Origin of the sequence: Streptomyces sp. KR80, from assembly GCF_052245555.1 — a bacterium.
Lineage (GTDB): Bacteria > Actinomycetota > Actinomycetes > Streptomycetales > Streptomycetaceae > Streptomyces.
The window spans coordinates 286658-303476 of record NZ_JBQQCD010000004.1 but is presented as its reverse complement, the minus strand read 5'-3'; the positions used below and the strand labels follow the sequence as shown (position 1 = coordinate 303476).

Below are 16819 nucleotides of genomic sequence, written 5' to 3'. Positions count from 1 at the left end.
CCGACGCACTGCAACCGCGCCGCTGCCGAGGAGGGCGGGCGGCCGGCACCGGGGGGCACGACGGAGCCGTACTCCCGTACGGACGAGTCTTCTGAGCGCGTCCGCCGCGATGGCCGTGGGGGCCGTCGCCATGGCCTCCGGACTGGTCCCCAGGAGCGGCGGCGATCTCCTGTTCGACAGAGACGACGCCCCGGGACGAGGACTTCAGGGACTGCCGGAGCTGACACCGCAGGGATCCCCCTCGACGGTGCCGACGGATCGGGCCTCCACACCCCCGTCCCGGGACTCGGACCGACCGGACTCCCCCACGGCGCTGCCCTCCGGATCCCGGAGCCCGACCCGGCCGGCCCCGATCCCCTCGCAGCGGCCCACCACGCCCGAGGAGAGCGGGACGGGCACGCCGCAGGACACCGGGCATCCGTCCCGTACGCCGGCGCCCGAGCCGTCGAGACCGGAGAAACCCGCGCCCGATCCGACGGTGCCCGGCGCCAAGACGGTCGCCGAGTCCGAGGTGCTCGTCCTGGTCAACCAGGAACGGCTCGAGGCGGGGTGCCGGCCGGTGAGAGCCGACCGGAAACTCGCGGGTCTGGCCGAGCAGTTCAGCGAGGACATGGCCAGGCGCGGGTTCTTCGACCACACCGACCCCGACGGCGCCAATCCATGGGACAGGGCCGAGGCGCTGGACATCGACGGGCTGGGCGGCGAGAACATCGCGCGCGGCCAGCAGGATGCCGAGGCGGTGATGGAGGCCTGGATGGACAGTCCCGGCCACCGCGCGAACATCCTCAACTGCGAGTACCGGACCATCGGGATCGGCGCGCACCTCGGCGACGGCGGCCCCTGGTGGACCCAGGACTTCGGCTTCTGACGTCCCGACAGCTCACGGACGGCGGCGGCGCGGCACGGTGGCCCGCCACAGGCGTACGCACGACAGCAGCGCCGCCGCGAGCAGCAGCAGGTTCCGGACTCCGACGACGGCGACGCCCTGCCAGGAGCTGTGCAGCACGGCGGGGAAGAACAGCGGATAGTCGACGGTGGTCACCGCGGCCGCGAGCAGCAGCAGCACCGCGACGGGCCGCTGTGTGGTGCGTCCGACGGTCAGGCACACCGCGGCGAGTCCGATCAGCCAGATCAGGTACTGCGGGCTGATCACCCGGCTGGTGGCGGTGAACAGCAGCACCGCGGCGAGTGCGGCGTCGTACGGCGTCGCCAGGGTCCAGGAGCGGGCGCGCAGGCGCCACAGCAGCAGCCAGGTGAAGGCCACGGCGGTGAGCAGGAGCGTTCCCTGGGCCACGAAGGACACGTACGGCCCGACGAACTCGAATGAGCCGTACTGGTGTTTCACCACCCCGGGCCAGCCGAACAGCCGCGCCACGTGCAGCGCCGTCCCGGCCAGCGATTCGATCTCGACCCCGCGCCGCTGCTGCGCGAAGAGGAAGTCGAACGCGCCACGGAAGGCGACGCCCAGCAGCAGGAGCAGGGCCCCGGCGGACGCGGCGAGCGTCGTCCAGGACGTACGGGTGCAGCGCCCGGGCGGGGTGCCCAGCACCGTCAGCACCGGCCACACCTTGATCACCGCGGCGAGGCCGGCCAGCGCTCCGCCGAGCCGCGGGCGGGCCGAGAGCCCGAGCAGCCCCACGACGGCGATGCCGGTGACGAACACGTCGTAGCGGGCATACGGCAGGCTGAGCAGCATCGGCAGCCCGAGCGCCCACAGCCAGGCGCCCGCCAGGCTGCGTCCCCGGCGCCGGTGCGCGGCACGCGCCAGCGCCAGCACCACGACCGCGTCCGAGACCAGCATCAGCAGCACGAACCCCTGCAGATAGCTGACGACGGGAACCAGGCCGGGGGCGACCATCACCAGCGCCGCGCCGGGCGGATACTGCCAGCTGACGTCGCCGACCGGGAACGTACCGCTCCGCAGCTGCTCGTCCCAGCGCTGGTAGAGCACATGGACCTCGCCCGCGATGTCGCCGTGGCCCTGGCGGAGCAGCGCCAGCATCAGCAGCCGGGAGGCGGCCCAGTACACGGCCAGCGCGAGCCAGTCCCGCGGCCAGGTGCGCGGCCGATGCCAGCGGACCCGGCCGGCTGGTGCGGCGGGGGCCGAAGCGGGGCTCTCGGTCCGCGCCGCCGGCGGGGCGGCGCTGCGCACCGATTTCGGCTGTTCCAGGCCAACCACCGTGGGCGCGTCCGTCACCATCGCCTCCGCGTCTGAGGGCCCCTGGACCGAGAACAGGGACAAACCTCAACGAATATATGCAATTCGTCCGGCCGACTGGCTCACCCGCGCCGGGGCAGGGCTCTCCGGGCGGGGGGACGCTGGCATCGGGGGCAGTAGTAACTCGACCGGTTCATCCAGGGCCGGCGCCGGATCGGGGTACCGCACCGACGGCACGGCTCCTCCTCGCGGCCGTACGCGTCCAGGGAGCGGTCGAAGTATCCCGACTCGCCGTTCACGTTGACGTAGAGGCTGTCGAAGCTGGTGCCGCCGACGGCGAGGGCGGCGTTCATCACATCCCGTACATGACCGAGGAGTTCCGCACTCCGCGGGCGGGTCACGGTCGCCGTCGGACGGTCGTAGTGGAGCTTGGCGCGCCACAGCGCCTCGTCGGCATAGATGTTGCCGACGCCGCTGATGAGCGACTGGTCGAGCAGCGCCCGCTTGACGGTCGTACGGCGTCGGCGCAGGGCGGCGTGGAAGGCGGCCTCGTCGAACGCCGGGTCCAGCGGGTCGCGGGCGATGTGCGCGATGGCGTCGGGCAGACCGTCCGGATCGCCGGGGAGCTGGGGGTGGAGGGAGAGGCCACCGAAGGTCCGCTGGTCGACGAAGCGCAACTCGGTGCCGTTCGCGGTGCCTGCGGTCGGTGTGCCCGCTGCGGTCGCCGCTGCGGCGAAGCGGAAGCGGATCCGCAGATGGGGCTCGTCGGGGGCGTCTGCGGGCTGGAGGAGCAGCTGTCCGCTCATGCCGAGATGGGCGAGCACGGATGTACCCGTCCCCACGACCGGCAGCCAGAGGTACTTGCCCCGGCGGTGGGCAGGGCCGAAGGTGCCACCCACCATGCGGTCGGCGAAGTCGGCGGCGCCGGCGAGATGGCGGCGGACCGCTCGGGCGTGCCGTATCTCGACGGAGGCGACGGTGCGGCCGGACACCCATCGCTGGAGCCCGCGACGGACCACTTCGACCTCGGGCAGCTCTGGCACGGGCTCTCTCCGGTGGGGTTGCCCCTGCCGAAGGCAAGGGGGTTTGCGATGTTCCGGCGCCGACGGCAGGAACGGGTACCCGCCCGCGCGGCCCCGGGCCGCCGGCGCGGGATCCGCGGTGCCGGGGCGGCGCACCCGCCGGAGCGGGTGCACTCGCGCTCCCGGGAGGCCGGGCCCGGCCCGCCGACCCGGGACGCTAGCTCGAACTCCCCCAGCTACCGCTGGGTGGGGGTACCCCCGGCGTTAGCTGGGGGAGTGCCCCCATGCGCCTCGTCGGCGGAACTCCGCACCGGTGCCGGGTCGGCGTCAGCGCCGTCGGCGGGGCCCGTCACCTCGTCGGTCTTCGCGGTCGCCGCGTCCGCGGCGGCGCGGATGGCGAGCCAGGCGGCCTCGGCCGCCTGCTGCTCCGCTTCCTTCTTGCTGCGGCCGGTGCCGGTGCCGTACGTGACACCACCGACTCGGGCGGCAGCCGTGAAGGTCTTCTCGTGGTCGGGCCCGGTCTCGGTGACCAGGTACTCGGGCACACCCAGCCCCTCGGTGGCGGTCAGCTCCTGGAGGCTGGTTTTCCAGTCCAGGCCCGCGCCGAGGTTCGAGGACCTCTCGATCAGCGGGTCGAAGAGCCGGTGCACCAGCTCCGCGGCCGCCTCCAGCCCGCGGTCGAGGTAGACCGCGCCGATCACCGCTTCGAGGGTGTCGGCGAGGATCGACGCCTTGTCCCGGCCGCCGGTGCCCTCTTCGCCCCGGCCCAGCCGGATGAAGGAGCCCAGTTCGAGGCCGCGGCCGACGTCCGCCAGCGCGCGCGAGTTGACCACCGCCGCCCGCAGCTTGGCCAGCTGGCCCTCGGGCAGGTCGGGGTGGATGCGGTACAGCGTGTCGGTGACCACCAGGCCGAGCACCGAGTCCCCGAGGAACTCGAGCCGCTCGTTGGTGGGCAGACCGCCGTTCTCGTACGCGTAGGAGCGGTGCGTCAGCGCACGCACCAGAAGGGCGGACTCGAGCTTGTACCCGAGCCGCCCTTCCAGAAGCGTGTGGGACGAGGCCGCGTCCGCCGGTGACGCCTTCTTCGGCGATTTGGCGTCCGACATGAAGCCTGTCACCCGCCGATCAGACCTCGAGGACCTGGCGGCGGTTGTAGGTGCCGCAGCTCGGGCACGCGATGTGCTGCTGCTTCGGCTCGTGGCAGCGCTCGCACGCCACCAGGGTGGGGACCGCAGCCTTCCACTGCGACCGGCGGTGGCGCGTGTTGCTGCGCGACATCTTCCGCTTCGGAACGGCCACGGCTACTTCTCCTGCTTCTCGTCGACGCCCACTTCGGCGCCGCTCATGTCGTCCTTCTCGCCGCCCTGGAGTGAATCGGCGAGTCCCTGCAGTGCCGCCCAACGGGTGTCGACGGCGTCGTGGTGGTGGTCCGGGTCGTCCGCGAGCCGTGCCCCGCACTCGGGGCACAGTCCGGGGCAGTCCTCCCGGCACACCGGCTGCAGCGGCAGTGCGAGCACCACCGCGTCGCGCAGCACGGGCTCGAGGTCGAACAGGCCGTCCTCGAGGAAGAACAAGTCCTCTTCCCCGGCGTCCTCAGCGCCTCCGCCGGATTCCGCCTCGCGGCTCCGGTCGTCGGCGTCGGGGTAGGAGAACATCTCCTGGAAGTCCGTTTCGAGCTCTCGCTCCAGCGGGTCCAGACACCTTACGCACTCCCCTGTCAGCGGCGCCTGGGCGGTGCCCGTGACGAGCACCCCCTCCACGACCGACTCCAGGCGGAGATCGAGCTCCACCGTCGCGCCGCCGGGCACCCCGATGACCTCGATGCCGAAGTCGCCGGGCGCCGCGACCGAGCGGGACTGCCGCTGGAGCGCACCGGGACGCCGACCCAGCTCATGCGTGTCGAACACGAGCGGGTTGCGGTGGTCGAGGCGGGCGTTCAGGGCTTCCTGCTTTCTACGCTGCGGTACCGGCCGCCCTGCTCCGTGACGCGGAAGCGAGCAGCCTGGATCGCGGGCGTCTACGAAATCAGCCGTAGGCGCACGCGCGACCGAAGAAACAGGATACTGGACGGGCCGCCGGAGGCCCAATTCCCCCCTGGCTCCTCCGCCACATCCCCGCACTCCACGGGCTGGGGGTTACCCCCACCCTGGGGACCCCCGGCGCTAGCTGGGGGAGGTAGCTGGGGAGAACGCCCTGGCGGCGGCTGCCCGGCAGGAGCCCACCGACGGGCGATCAGCGACCCTGCTCGTACTGCCGCAGCTGGTCGAGGTCGAGCATGCTGGTGTCGAAGAGGCTGGTCTCGTCGAGCGCGGCGGCGGGCTGTTGCTGCTGCGGCGCGTAGCCGGCGTTCGGGTCGTAGTGCTGCTGGTAGCCGTACGGGTCCTGCTGCTGATAGCCGTACACGTCCTGCTGCTGGTAGCCGCCCCCGGATTCCGCCATGGGCGATCCCACCGGGTAGCCGTAGGCGTCCTGCTGATAGGACGCGGCCGGGGCGTAGTAGTCCTGCTGGGGCTGCGGAACCGCTGCCTCCTGCTGCGGCTGGAGCTGTGGCTGCTCCTCGGCGCCGGCCAGACCGGCCAGGTACTCGGCGTCGCTGGTCTGCGGGGCGTGGGCCAGCCCGTCCTGAGCGGCCATATGCGCCCCGAGCTCGTCCGTGTCCCGCCGGCCGTGCAGCTTCTGCCGCCCGCGGCCGACCGCATCGAGGGTCTTGGAGAGCACCGCCTCGAAGGCGCCGAGCTTGGCGTCCACGTATACGTCGGCGCGCTCGCGGAGCGTGTGGGGGTCCGCGCTGGGCTCGGGGGCGTCCTCGTCCTCGTATCCGTGCTCGTCCAGCCCCGGGCCGCGGCCGAGCAGCTTCTCGCGGCCGCGGTCGACGGAGCCGAGGGTCTTGGTGAGGACGACCTCGAAGTTGGCCAGCTTGCTGTCGACGTAGTCGTCCGCCTCGGCACGGATCTCCTCGGCCTCGCGGCGGGCCTCGGTGAGGATGCGGTCGGCCTCCTCCTGGGACTGCCGGGCGACCTCCGTGTCGGAGATCAGCGAGCCGCGCTGTGCGTGCGCGGACTGGATGATCCGCTCCGCCTCCTGGCGGGCCTCCTCGACCATCCGGTCACGGCCGCCGATCAGCAGTTGCGCCTCGGCGAGGGAGCCGGGGAGGGCCGCGCGGACTTCTTCGAGCATGGCGAGCAGCTCGGCGCGGTTGACCACGCACGAGGCCGACATGGGCATGGACCGGGCGCTACCGACGGTCTCGACGATCTCGTCGAGCTTCTTCTGCACGTCCACCTTGGGTGCTCGCAGTCTCTATCTGTGCCGGACGGTTCGGGACGGAAACGACTGTACGTCCCCGGGCGACCCGCTCGACACCTACTGGCGAAACGTCAGACCGAGAAGAGTCACCTGCGCTCGGCGAAGCGCTTGGTGAGGGCTTCCAGGACCACCGGAGGCACCAGGTGGGAGACGTCGCCGCCCCAGGCAGCGACCTCCTTCACCAGGCTGGAGGAGAGGAAGCTGTACGTCGGGTTGGTGGGCACGAAGAGGGTCTCGACACCGGAGAGCCCATTGTTCATCTGGGCCATCTGGAGCTCGTAGTCGAAGTCGCTGACGGCGCGGAGACCCTTGACGATGGCGGGGATGTCCCGCTGCTTGCAGAAGTCCACGAGGAGGCCGTGGAAGGCCTCGACCTCGACGTTGCCGTACTCGGCCGTGACCTGGCGGAGGAGATCCATCCGCTCGTCGACGGTGAACAGGCCCTGCTTGGACTTGTTGATCATCACGGCCACGTGCACGACGTCGTAGAGCTTGGACGCACGGGCGATGATGTCGAGGTGTCCGTTGGTGACGGGGTCGAAGGACCCCGGACAGACTGCGCGGCGCAAGAGTCGTTCCTCGCTCTCCGGTCCGATCATGACACGCTGGCGGATTTCTCGGTGGGGCGCGTCGAGGCGGCGCGACCGTACCAAAGCGTGCCTTCGCCGTAGCGACGCGCTCGCAGACCGTCGAATCCGGCAGGCCACCGGAATTCACCGCCTCTGGTGCTGCGCTCCACGGTGGCGAGGGCGTCGTCGGCGAGCCAGTCCTGACGCCGGAGTGTGAGCAGGATCTCGCGGAGATCGTCATCCGTGACCACATACGGCGGGTCGAGGAAGACCACGTCGTAGCGGGCCTCGGGAGCCGGCCCGGCGAGGATCTGCTCGGCCCGCCCGGTGCGGACTTCGGCTCCTGGAAGGCCGATGGCGCGGACGTTCTCCCGGATGACCCGGGCGGCACGGGCGTCGGCCTCGACGAGCAGCACATGACCGGCCCCGCGGGAGAGCGCCTCGAGCCCGATGGCGCCCGATCCGCCATACAGGTCGAGCACACGCATGCCCCGCAGGCCGCCGAGCAGCGACTCCCAGGTGGAGAACAACCCCTCGCGCGCCCGGTCGGAGGTGGGACGGGTGCCGGTGCCCGGCGGTACGGCCAGGCGGCGTCCGCCGGCGGCTCCGGCGATCACGCGGGTCATGGGCTCCGGTCCTTCGTTGTGGGCGGGGCAGCGGCCCCGCACGGCCGCCGCCCCTCCACGATATGGCGTCCCGCCTCCGGGCGGACCCCTCGACCAGGACAGCTGCGGGGATCCGGCGGAGCCGCGGGCCCGTCACGATCGCCGACCCCGGCCTCCGACCGGTGCCTGGCCTTGGGCCGACTCCGCGATCGACCCACCACCGCGGGCGGGGCATAGCGCGAAAGCGCGAGCGCGCGCACGGCGCGGTTGAGGGCAATACGGAGCGGCAGTGGTCGAGGCCCGACGCGAACCGCCTCAGCCCTTGTCGAGGTACTGCTCGCGCTCGGCGTCCAGCAGGGCGTCCAGCGCCGTCCGGAGCTCGGGGTGGCCGGTCAGCTCGGGGTCGGCCGAAACGATCCGGACGGCCGCCTCGCGGGCGGCGACGATCACGTCCTCGTCCTCGATGACGGCGAGCATCCGCAGCGAGGAGCGGACGCCGGACTGCGCCTGGCCCAGCACATCGCCCTCGCGCCGCTGCTGCAGGTCGACGCGGGACAGCTCGAAGCCGTCGAGGGTCGCGGCGACCGCATCCAGCCGCGAACGAGCGGGGGTCGGCCCCGGCATGTCCGTCACGAGCAGGCACAGGCCGGGAGCGCTGCCGCGGCCGACCCGGCCGCGGAGCTGGTGCAGCTGCGAGACACCGAACCGGTCGGCGTCCATGATCACCATTGCGGTGGCGTTCGGGACGTTCACCCCGACCTCGATGACCGTGGTCGCGACCAGGACGTCCAGGTCGCCCGCGGCGAACCGGCGCATCACCTCGTCCTTGGCGTCGGGCTGCATCCTGCCGTGCAGAATCTCCACCCGCAGACCGCTCAACGGGCCCTTCGTCAGCTGCTCGGCGACGTCCAGGACGGCGAGCGGCGGCCGCCGCTCGACCTCGTCCTCCGGAGACACGGCGGTCTCCGGGGACTTCCCGGCCCGTTCCGCCGCGACGTCCTCCTCGTCGCCGATCCGGGGGCAGACGACGTACGCCTGGTGTCCCGCCTCGACCTCCTCGCGCACCCGCTCCCAGGCCCGGGCGAGGAAGTGCGGCTTGTCCTGCGCCGGTACGACATGGCTGGCGATCGGCGACCGGCCGGCCGGCAGCTGGTCGAGGACGGAGGTCTCCAGGTCGCCGAAGACGGTCATGGCGACGGTGCGCGGAATCGGGGTCGCCGTCATCACCAGCAGGTGCGGCGGCCGTTCGGCCTTGGCCCGCAGCGCGTCGCGCTGCTCGACCCCGAAGCGGTGCTGCTCGTCCACGACGACCAGGCCGAGGTCGTGGAACTGGACCTTGTCCTCGATCAGCGCGTGGGTGCCGATGACGATGCCCGCCTCGCCGGTGACCAGGTCGAGCAGCGCCTGGCGGCGGGCGGCGGCCCCCATGGAGCCGGTGAGCAGCACGACCTTGGTGGCCTGCTCCGCGCCGCCGAGCATTCCGCCCTCCGCCAGGTCGCCCATCATCTCGACGATCGAGCGGTGGTGCTGCTGGGCGAGGACTTCGGTGGGCGCGAGCATCGCGGCCTGGCCTCCTGCGTCGACGACGCCGAGCATCGCGCGCAGCGCCACCATGGTCTTCCCCGAGCCGACTTCGCCCTGGAGGAGGCGGTGCATGGGGTGCTCGGTGGCGAGGTCGTCGAAGATCTGCTGCGAGACCTTCCGCTGGCCCTCGGTGAGGGTGAAGGGCAGCTTGGCGTCGAAGGCGTCCAGCAGCCCTCCGGGCCTCGGGACGCGGGGCGCGGCGGGCAGCTGCGCGTCCGCGTATCGCCGCCGGGCCAGCGCGACTTGCAGGACGAACGCCTCGTCCCACTTGAGGCGGTCGCGGGCACGGGCGATGTCGGCCTTGGTGCGCGGCCGGTGCACCTTGCGGAACGCCTCGGGCAGGGTCTCCAGCCCCCGCTGCTCCCGCAGTTCCTCGGGCAGCGGATCGGTGAGGTGCTGCCAGCCGTCCGCCTCGAAGGTGTCCAGGACGGCGCCCACCGACTTGGCGATCCGCCACGACGGCAGCTGCTTGCAAGCGGGGTAGAGAGGCAGCAGCTGATGGGCGAAGCTGTCCACGGCCTCGGCCGCATCGGCGCCGCTCACGCGGTCCAGCAGTTCGTAGTCGGGGTGCGCGAGCTGGCGAGTGCGGTTGAAGACCGTGACCTTGCCGGCGAACATGCCGCGCCGGCCGGGCAGCAGCTCCCGCTCGTGGTGGTGCGCCGCGCGGCCGAAGAAGACCAGGGTGAGGGACCCGCTGCCGTCGGTGACGACGACTTCCAGCCGCACGCCCTTGCCTCGGTGGAAGGTCTTCTTCGCGGCCTTGGCGACCTGGGCGACGACCGTGACGTGCTCGTCCAGCGGAAGGTCGGAGAGCCGGGTCAGCTCGCCCCGCTCCGCGTACCGCCGCGGGTAGTGGTGCAGCAGGTCCCCCACGGTGCGCAGGCCGAGCTGGTCGGCCATCACCTTCGCGGTGTTGCCGCCGACCGTCTTCTTCAGGGATTCATCCAGGGCGGGCACGCAGTCCATTGCACACCATCGGTGTGACATCGGCGGGCCCTACGGCGTGCCCTCGCGCCTCACTCCACCCCGATGAGCAGCGGTACGGACAGCTGGCCGCCCCGGTAGACCACGGTGTCGACGGCGAGGTGGTTGTCCCGTACGTGAGCCTGAAGCCGGTCGCCGAGGTGGTCGGGGATTCCGGCGCCGAGCACCAGCGTGACCAGCTCCCCGCCGGCGGCGAGCATCCGGTCCAGTACGGTCGCAGCGGTTCCGCCGAGGTCGGCGCCGATCACGGCGACGTCGCCGTCGATGAGCCCGAGGACGTCCCCGGCCTCACAGACCCCGGCCGAGGTCCAGGACTGCTGCTCGGCGACGGCGAGTTCCGCGCACCGGGTCGCGCCGGCGGCGGACGTCATGGCCACCACGTCCTCGTCGAATCGGCGGCCGGGCTCGTGGACCGCGAGCGCGGCCAGGCCCTGGACGCTGGAGCGCGTGGGGATCAGCGCGACTCGTACGCCTTCGGCGCGCACCTGCTCGACGGCCGCGGCGGCGGTGTGCCGGAGGGCCGCGTCGCCCGGCAGCAGGACGACCTCGCGCGCGTGCGCCCGGCGGATGGCCTGCACCAGCTCGCCGCTCGCGGGTGGCTCTCCGGGGCGTGCGGTGACCACGCTCGCCCCGGCCTCCCGGCAGAGCGCGGCGAGCCCTTCCCCGGGGACCACCGCGACAACGGCGCGGGCGGTGCGCTCGCGCTCCGCACCGGAGTCGGCGAGCGTCTCGTCCTGCGCGAAGCCGGTGCCGGCCCCGGACGCCGTGGCGAAGTGAGTGATCCGGATGCGGTGGGGCCGCCCGGCGTGGATGCCCGCCTCCACGGCGGCGCCCGGGTCGTCCACGTGCACATGGACGTTCCACAGGCCGTCGCCACCGACGACGACGAGCGAGTCACCGAGCGCGTCGAGCCGCCCCCGCAGCTCGGCGACGGCCTCGTCGTCAGCGTCCAGCAGGTAGATCACCTCGTAGGCGGGTCCCGGTCGTACGACGTCGTCGGCCCGCCCGGGGGCGCCGTCGGTGCCGACGTCGGCGGGCATGCACGAGCTCCCCGCAGACGGGACCGCGGTGCTCAGGAGGGCCCCCGGGTGCGCGGCCTCCGCGCGGGGTGACCAGTCGCGGCGAGCAGTCCCCGCACCCCGCGATGCACGGGCCGCCGCGACGGCGTCGTCCCTGCCCGGGATCGCGGCCGGCTGGGTACGGCCGGGTCGGCTGGGGGCCGGGATGCCGGCCGGGCCCGGTGCCTGAGCCGGTCCGGCGCCGTCCCCGGTTCCGGCCGGCGTGCGACGTTCTGCGGTGCTCTGCTCTTCCGCGGCAGCGCCGGGGCGGATCGGCCGCAGGGCGTCGGACAGGTACGCGTCGGCGGGGAGGCGCGTCGTACCGGAGATGACCGGGTCCATGGGCCGCTCGCCGGACACCGCTGCGCACAGCGATCCGAGGACGGTGACCAGGCCACAGCCGCCCGCGTCCACGACACCGGCGCGGCGGAGCACGTCGAGCTGTCCCGGGGTCGCGTCCAGTGCAACGCGCGCCCCCTCGTAAGCGGCACGCGCCACCTCGGCGACGCCGCCTGCGGCGCGCTCGCCCGCGTCGGCAGCGGCGGCGGCGACGGTGAGGACCGTGCCTTCAGTGGGGTGGGCGACGGCCTGATAGGCCGACTCCGCGGCGCGGCGCAACGCCTGGCGCAGCCTCTCCGCGTCTGCCGCAGGTCCCGGGCGGTCCACCGCCAGGACGTCCGCCATGCCGCGCAACAGCTGTGCCAAGATCGTGCCGGAGTTGCCGCGTGCCCCGATCAGGGCGCCGTGGGCCATCGCCCGTACCGCATCGGGCAGCGCCGGACCGCTCGCGTCGGCCACGGCCGCGTGGGCCGCGAAGACGGCGTCCACGGCCTGGGCCGCCGACTCCACGGTCAGATACAGATTGGTCCCGGTGTCACCGTCCGCCACCGGGTAGACGTTGATCGCGTCGATGCCCTCCCGGGCCTGCCCCAGCGCCTCGAGAGCGAGCCCGCACCACGTGCGTACCGTGGTCGCGTCGAGGGTGTGCGGCACCTGCGTCCTCCTCGGACCGGGGTCGGTGGGTAGGGAACCCAGGGTGGCGGGTGGGGGAGATCCGCACCGCAGGGTAGTCGCGGCCCCGAGACCGCCAGGCCTCGGGGCTCTGGCGGCCATGGTAGTTTCGTTGTACGCGAGCGGCCGTTGTATGCTGCTCCGGTTGCCCGATGAGAATCGGGCCATTCCCCCTGGCACTGCCGGTCAATCCCTGACCACGGCGACGCCGGGAATTACCGTAAGTGTCTGTCTCCTCGCGCAAGCGAGGGTGACCCGTCTTTGGAGTGACCCGTGGCTGCCAACTGCGACGTCTGCGGCAAGGGGCCGGGCTTCGGCAACAACATCTCGCACTCGCACCGCCGCACCCGCCGTCGTTGGAACCCCAACATCCAGACGGTGCGCGCTGTGGTCGGGCGGACGCCGAAGCGGCTCAACGTCTGCACCTCGTGCATCAAGGCCGGCAAGGTCTCGCGCTGACGTTCGCGTCGTAGCGCGGCCCTCCCGGTTGTACGAAGCCGGTTCACCTCACGGGTGAGCCGGCTTTTCTACGTTTCGGCTCAGGTTTCGTCGTCGGGTGCGGCCCGATGGTTGCGTTGTGCCCACAACGCGACGCTCAGCGCCAGCGCCAGGCGTGGTCGACGGGACCGATGCCCTCGCCCAGCGGGAAGCCCGCCGCGATCGCGGCCGTGACGTACTCCTTCGCTGTGGCCGCCGCTTCCGGCACCGGGCGGCCCTTCGCGAGTTCTGCCGCGATCGCGCTCGCCAACGTGCAACCGGTGCCGTGGGTATGCCGGTTGTCGTGCCGTACCGCCCGCAGCCAGTGCTCCTCGCGGCCGTCGGTCAGCAGATCCACGGCTTCTCCCGCCAGGTGGCCGCCCTTGATCAAGGCCCAGCGGGGCCCGTACTGCAGCACCGCATCCGCGGCCCGGCGCATGTCGTCCTCGCCGGACACCCGTACGCCCGTCAGCTGCGCCACCTCGTCCAGGTTCGGGGTGGCGACCGTCGCCACCGGCAACAACCGGGTACGGACCGAGTCGAGCGCCGAGGACGCGAGCAGCGGGTCCCCGTGCTTGGAGACCCCGACCGGGTCCACCACCACCGGCGCCCCGACGTCCGCGAGTAGTTCCGCGACGGTTTCCACCAACTCCGCGGAAGCGAGCATGCCGGTCTTCACCGCGCCCACGCCGATGTCGTCGACGACACTGCGGAACTGAGCCCGTACGGCCTCGGCCGGGACCTCCCACGCGCCCTGCACGCCCAACGAGTTCTGCGCCGTGACGGCGGTGACCACGCTCATCCCGTGGACCCCGAGGGCGAGCATCGCCTTGAGGTCGGCCTGGATGCCCGCACCGCCACCGGAGTCCGATCCGGCGACAGTGAGCGCCCGAGGCGGCACGTGCGGCGGTTGCCGGGTTATCTGCATACGGGCGAATCTACTGGGCGTCCTCGATGTCCCCGAAGTGATCCCAGCCGCCCTTGTCCCACGGCGCCCCGTCCACCGTCACCTGCGGCAGCGCCGACGCCCGCGGCCGGAGGCCGCTCACCGAGCAGTGCAGCACCTCACCGATCACCCGCCACCGCGCGGGCAGCTTCACATCGGGCGGGAAGGTCGCCACGATCGCGTGGTCCTCTCCCCCGCCCAGCACCCAGGTCAGCGGGTCCACCCCGACCGCCTGCCCGATGTCGGACATCTGCGTGGGGATGTCAATCGCCGCCGAGCGCACGTCGATCCGGACCTTGCTGGCCTCCGCGATGTGTCCGAGGTCGGCGACGAGCCCGTCGCTGACATCGGTCATCGCCGTCGCGCCCAGCCCGGCGGCCGCCGGTCCGGCGTGGTAGGGCGGCTCCGGCCGCCGGTGCGCCTCCACGAAGGCGCGCGGCGAGCGGAAGCCCCGGGAGAGCACCGCGTGCCCGGCCGCCGACCAGCCCAGCCAGCCCGTCACGGCGACGACGTCGCCGGGCCTGGCCCCCGCCCGGGTGACCGGCTCATGGTTGCGCAGGTCGCCGAGGGCGGTGATGGCGACGGTGATGGTGTCGCCCCGTACGACATCGCCGCCCACCACGGCCGCCCCCGCAACCTGGCACTCGTCGCGGATGCCGTCCATCAGCTCGGTCGGCCAGGTCACGGGAAGGTCGGCGGGTACGACCAGACCGAGCAGCAGCGCGGTCGGCACCGCGCCCATGGCCGCGATGTCGGCGAGGTTCTGCGCGGCCGCCTTGCGGCCCACGTCGTAGGCCGTCGACCAGTCGCGGCGGAAGTGCCGGCCTTCAAGCAGCAGGTCCGTACTGGCCACGACCCGCCGGTCCGGCGCCGCGACCACCGCGGCGTCGTCCCCCGGTCCGATCCGTACGGCGGGGGTGGTGGTGAGCCGGGAGGTCAGCTCCCTGATGAGCCCGAACTCCCCCAACTCGCCCACGGTGCCCTTCATCGCTGTGCCCCTTCTGCCCCGGTGCGCTTGCGCTCGCGCGCCGACAGTGGTGTCGGTACGGTCAACGTGTCGATCCTGCCCGCCCCCGGAGCGCGCCGTCGGCCGCGCGGGTCTCCCCGTGCCGCTCGGCGACGCGGTACCGTGGCGTCCCTTCTCCCCCCATGATCCTCGTGGCCGCCCTGGAGGTTCCGTGGTACAGGCGTACATCCTGATCCAGACGGAAGTCGGCAAGGCGTCGACCGTCGCCGACACCATCGCCAAGATCCCGGGGGTGATCCAGGCCGAGGACGTGACCGGTCCCTACGACGTGATCGTGCGCGCCCAGGCCGAGACGGTCGATGAGCTCGGTCGCATGGTGGTCGCGAAGGTCCAGCAAGTGGACGGCATCACCCGCACCCTGACCTGCCCGGTGGTTCATCTGTAGCCCCCGCTTATGCTCGGCCGGTGAGTCTTTCCTCTCCTCGGCGCATCCGGCTCCCGGCCGCCGCGCTGACCATCGCGGCCGTCGGCGCCGTCACCGGTTGTTCCTTGACGGACGGCTCCGGCGTGCGCCCGGTTCCCACCCCCTCCGCGGAGGCCGCCACGGTGTGCCGTGCGTTGCAGGACCGGCTGCCCGCGACCGTGGACGGGCTCGACCGGAGTGCCGATGGGCCGGACTCCGATTTCGCCGCCAACTGGGGCGACCCGGCCGTGCAGCTGCGGTGCGGGGTTCCACGCCCCGAACTGCTGACGCCTGGAAGCGAACATTACAACCCCACGGCCGACGGGGTGGAGGTCAACGGTGTCACCTGGCTGCTGGAGAAGCAGGAGGACGGGTACCGCTTCACCACCACGGGACGCAAGGCGTTCGTCGAGGTGACGGTCCCCGGGGAGTACGCCCCCGAGGTCAATGCTCTGACCGACCTCGCGAGCGCCGTGAAGAAGACCGTGCCCACAACCCTCTGAGGGCTCAGCGCAGCCCGACGGGGCGGCGCAACGCGGCCTGGATCAGCCGGTCCACCAGCTCCGGGTAGCCCACTCCGCTCTCCTGCCACATCCGCGGGTACATGGAGATCGGGGTGAACCCCGGCATGGTGTTGATCTCGTTGATCACGAACTCCCCGCTCTCCAGCAGGAAGAAGTCCGCGCGGACCAGGCCCTCGCAGGAGGCGGCGTCGAAGGCCCGTACGGCCAGCTCCTGGACGCGGGCGGTCTGCTCGGCGGTGAGCGGCGCGGGCACGATGCCGGTCGCGGAATCGATGTACTTCGCCTCGAAGTCGTAGAAGTCGTGAGCGGTGACGGGAGGAATCTCGGCGGGGGTGCTGGCCCGCGGCCCGTCCTCGAACTCCAGGACGCCGCACTCGATCTCCCGTCCGCGCAGCAGCGACTCCACCAGGATCTTGGGGTCGTGGCGCCGGGCCTCCGCCACCGCCTCCTCCAGGTCCGCCAGCCCGTCGACCTTGGTGATGCCCATGGAGGAGCCGGCGCGCGCGGGCTTGATGAAGACCGGCCAGCCGTGGTCGGCCGCGAAGTCCACGATCTTCTTGCGCGCAGCGGACGGATTCTGCTCCCACTCACGGGGCCGGATCACCTCGTACGGACCGACGGGCAGCCCGAAGGAGATGAACACTCGCTTCATGTACTCCTTGTCCATCCCGACGGCGGACGCGAGCACCCCCGCGCCGACGTACGGCACCCCCGACAGCTCCAGCAGCCCCTGGATCGTGCCGTCCTCGCCGTACGGCCCGTGCAGCACCGGGAAGACGACGTCGACCTCGCCCAGCGCCTTCGGCACCGCACCGGGCTCGGTGTAGACGACCTCGCGGCTGGCCGCGTCGACCGGCAGCAGCACGGTGCCCTCGCCCGACTCCGTCAGCTGCTCGACGCTCGGCAGCCGCCGGTCGGCGATGGCCATCCGCTCGGGGTCGTCGGCGGTCAGCGCCCAGCGGCCGTCGGTGGTGATGCCGATGGGCAGCACCTCGTACTTGGTCCGGTCGATGGCGCGCAGCACGGCGCCCGCGGTGACCACGGAGATGGCGTGCTCGGAGCTGCGCCCGCCGAAGACGACGGCGACGCGCGGCTTGCGCTGAGGGCTCTGGGGGGAGGACTGGCTGCTCATATCGCGACGACCC

The 16819-nt window shown here is 72.4% G+C and carries 16 protein-coding genes and 1 pseudogene; 4 read left to right on the top strand and 13 right to left on the bottom strand.

The window, feature by feature from the left end:
- Window positions 1-247: 247 nt before the first annotated feature.
- Window positions 248-868, top strand: a complete 621-nt coding sequence (locus tag ACTWQI_RS08890; protein ID WP_443269142.1) for a CAP domain-containing protein — start codon at window positions 248-250, stop codon at window positions 866-868.
- A 12-nt stretch (window positions 869-880) separates the two neighbouring features.
- On the opposite strand, the gene ACTWQI_RS08885 is transcribed toward ACTWQI_RS08890, so the two are convergent.
- The 10 genes from ACTWQI_RS08885 to ACTWQI_RS08840 all read right to left on the bottom strand — a co-directional run bounded on the left by ACTWQI_RS08885 (window position 881) and on the right by ACTWQI_RS08840 (window position 12279).
- On the bottom strand, window positions 881-2242 hold the full coding sequence (locus ACTWQI_RS08885) for a glycosyltransferase 87 family protein (RefSeq protein ID WP_443269140.1): 1362 nt from the start codon (window positions 2240-2242) through the stop codon (window positions 881-883).
- Between the two features lie 38 nt (window positions 2243-2280).
- Window positions 2281-3201, bottom strand: coding sequence for a bifunctional DNA-formamidopyrimidine glycosylase/DNA-(apurinic or apyrimidinic site) lyase (gene mutM, locus ACTWQI_RS08880; protein ID WP_443269138.1), 921 nt, complete (start codon window positions 3199-3201; stop codon window positions 2281-2283).
- Between the two features lie 215 nt (window positions 3202-3416).
- Window positions 3417-4286, bottom strand: a complete 870-nt coding sequence (gene rnc / locus ACTWQI_RS08875; RefSeq protein WP_443269136.1) for a ribonuclease III — start codon at window positions 4284-4286, stop codon at window positions 3417-3419.
- Window positions 4287-4305: 19 nt separating this feature from the next.
- Window positions 4306-4479 (bottom strand): 50S ribosomal protein L32, encoded by a 174-nt coding sequence (rpmF, locus tag ACTWQI_RS08870; protein WP_009714764.1) that lies wholly within the window; start codon window positions 4477-4479, stop codon window positions 4306-4308.
- 2 nt (window positions 4480-4481) lie between these two features.
- On the bottom strand, window positions 4482-5120 hold the full coding sequence (locus ACTWQI_RS08865; RefSeq protein ID WP_443269342.1) for a YceD family protein: 639 nt from the start codon (window positions 5118-5120) through the stop codon (window positions 4482-4484).
- Window positions 5121-5412: 292 nt separating this feature from the next.
- Window positions 5413-6462: an ATP synthase F0 subunit B gene (locus ACTWQI_RS08860; protein WP_443269133.1), complete on the bottom strand. Its 1050-nt coding sequence runs from the start codon at window positions 6460-6462 to the stop codon at window positions 5413-5415.
- A 110-nt stretch (window positions 6463-6572) separates the two neighbouring features.
- Complete coding sequence (coaD, locus tag ACTWQI_RS08855) at window positions 6573-7055, bottom strand: pantetheine-phosphate adenylyltransferase (protein WP_443269130.1); 483 nt, start codon at window positions 7053-7055, stop codon at window positions 6573-6575.
- Between the two features lie 26 nt (window positions 7056-7081).
- Entirely contained in the window at window positions 7082-7681 is a 600-nt protein-coding gene (rsmD, locus tag ACTWQI_RS08850) for a 16S rRNA (guanine(966)-N(2))-methyltransferase RsmD (RefSeq protein WP_443269128.1), read from the bottom strand.
- Between the two features lie 294 nt (window positions 7682-7975).
- A complete protein-coding gene (gene recG, locus ACTWQI_RS08845) occupies window positions 7976-10210 on the bottom strand; it encodes an ATP-dependent DNA helicase RecG (RefSeq protein WP_443269126.1) in 2235 nt (744 codons plus the stop codon).
- A gap of 50 nt (window positions 10211-10260) precedes the next feature.
- Complete coding sequence (locus ACTWQI_RS08840) at window positions 10261-12279, bottom strand: DAK2 domain-containing protein (RefSeq protein ID WP_443269124.1); 2019 nt, start codon at window positions 12277-12279, stop codon at window positions 10261-10263.
- A gap of 291 nt (window positions 12280-12570) precedes the next feature.
- Here ACTWQI_RS08840 and rpmB point away from each other — a divergent pair.
- Window positions 12571-12681: pseudogene (rpmB, locus tag ACTWQI_RS08835) on the top strand (50S ribosomal protein L28); the annotation flags it as partial.
- A gap of 211 nt (window positions 12682-12892) precedes the next feature.
- Here the strand turns inward: rpmB and thiD are convergent.
- Both thiD and ACTWQI_RS08825 read right to left on the bottom strand, forming a co-directional pair.
- Window positions 12893-13702, bottom strand: a complete 810-nt coding sequence (thiD, locus tag ACTWQI_RS08830; protein WP_443269122.1) for a bifunctional hydroxymethylpyrimidine kinase/phosphomethylpyrimidine kinase — start codon at window positions 13700-13702, stop codon at window positions 12893-12895.
- Between the two features lie 10 nt (window positions 13703-13712).
- Window positions 13713-14708, bottom strand: a complete 996-nt coding sequence (locus ACTWQI_RS08825; protein WP_443269120.1) for a thiamine-phosphate kinase — start codon at window positions 14706-14708, stop codon at window positions 13713-13715.
- Window positions 14709-14898: 190 nt separating this feature from the next.
- Between ACTWQI_RS08825 and ACTWQI_RS08820 the strand changes: the two genes are divergently transcribed.
- Together ACTWQI_RS08820 and ACTWQI_RS08815 are read left to right on the top strand one after the other, a co-directional pair.
- Window positions 14899-15132, top strand: a complete 234-nt coding sequence (locus ACTWQI_RS08820; protein WP_443269118.1) for an Lrp/AsnC family transcriptional regulator — start codon at window positions 14899-14901, stop codon at window positions 15130-15132.
- Window positions 15133-15152: 20 nt separating this feature from the next.
- Window positions 15153-15653 carry a DUF3515 domain-containing protein gene (locus tag ACTWQI_RS08815; protein ID WP_443269116.1) on the top strand — a complete coding sequence of 167 codons (501 nt, stop codon included), beginning with the start codon at window positions 15153-15155 and terminating at the stop codon, window positions 15651-15653.
- 4 nt (window positions 15654-15657) lie between these two features.
- On the opposite strand, the gene ACTWQI_RS08810 is transcribed toward ACTWQI_RS08815, so the two are convergent.
- On the bottom strand, window positions 15658-16806 hold the full coding sequence (locus ACTWQI_RS08810) for a D-alanine--D-alanine ligase family protein (RefSeq protein ID WP_443269114.1): 1149 nt from the start codon (window positions 16804-16806) through the stop codon (window positions 15658-15660).
- Between the last annotated feature and the right edge of the window lie 13 nt (window positions 16807-16819).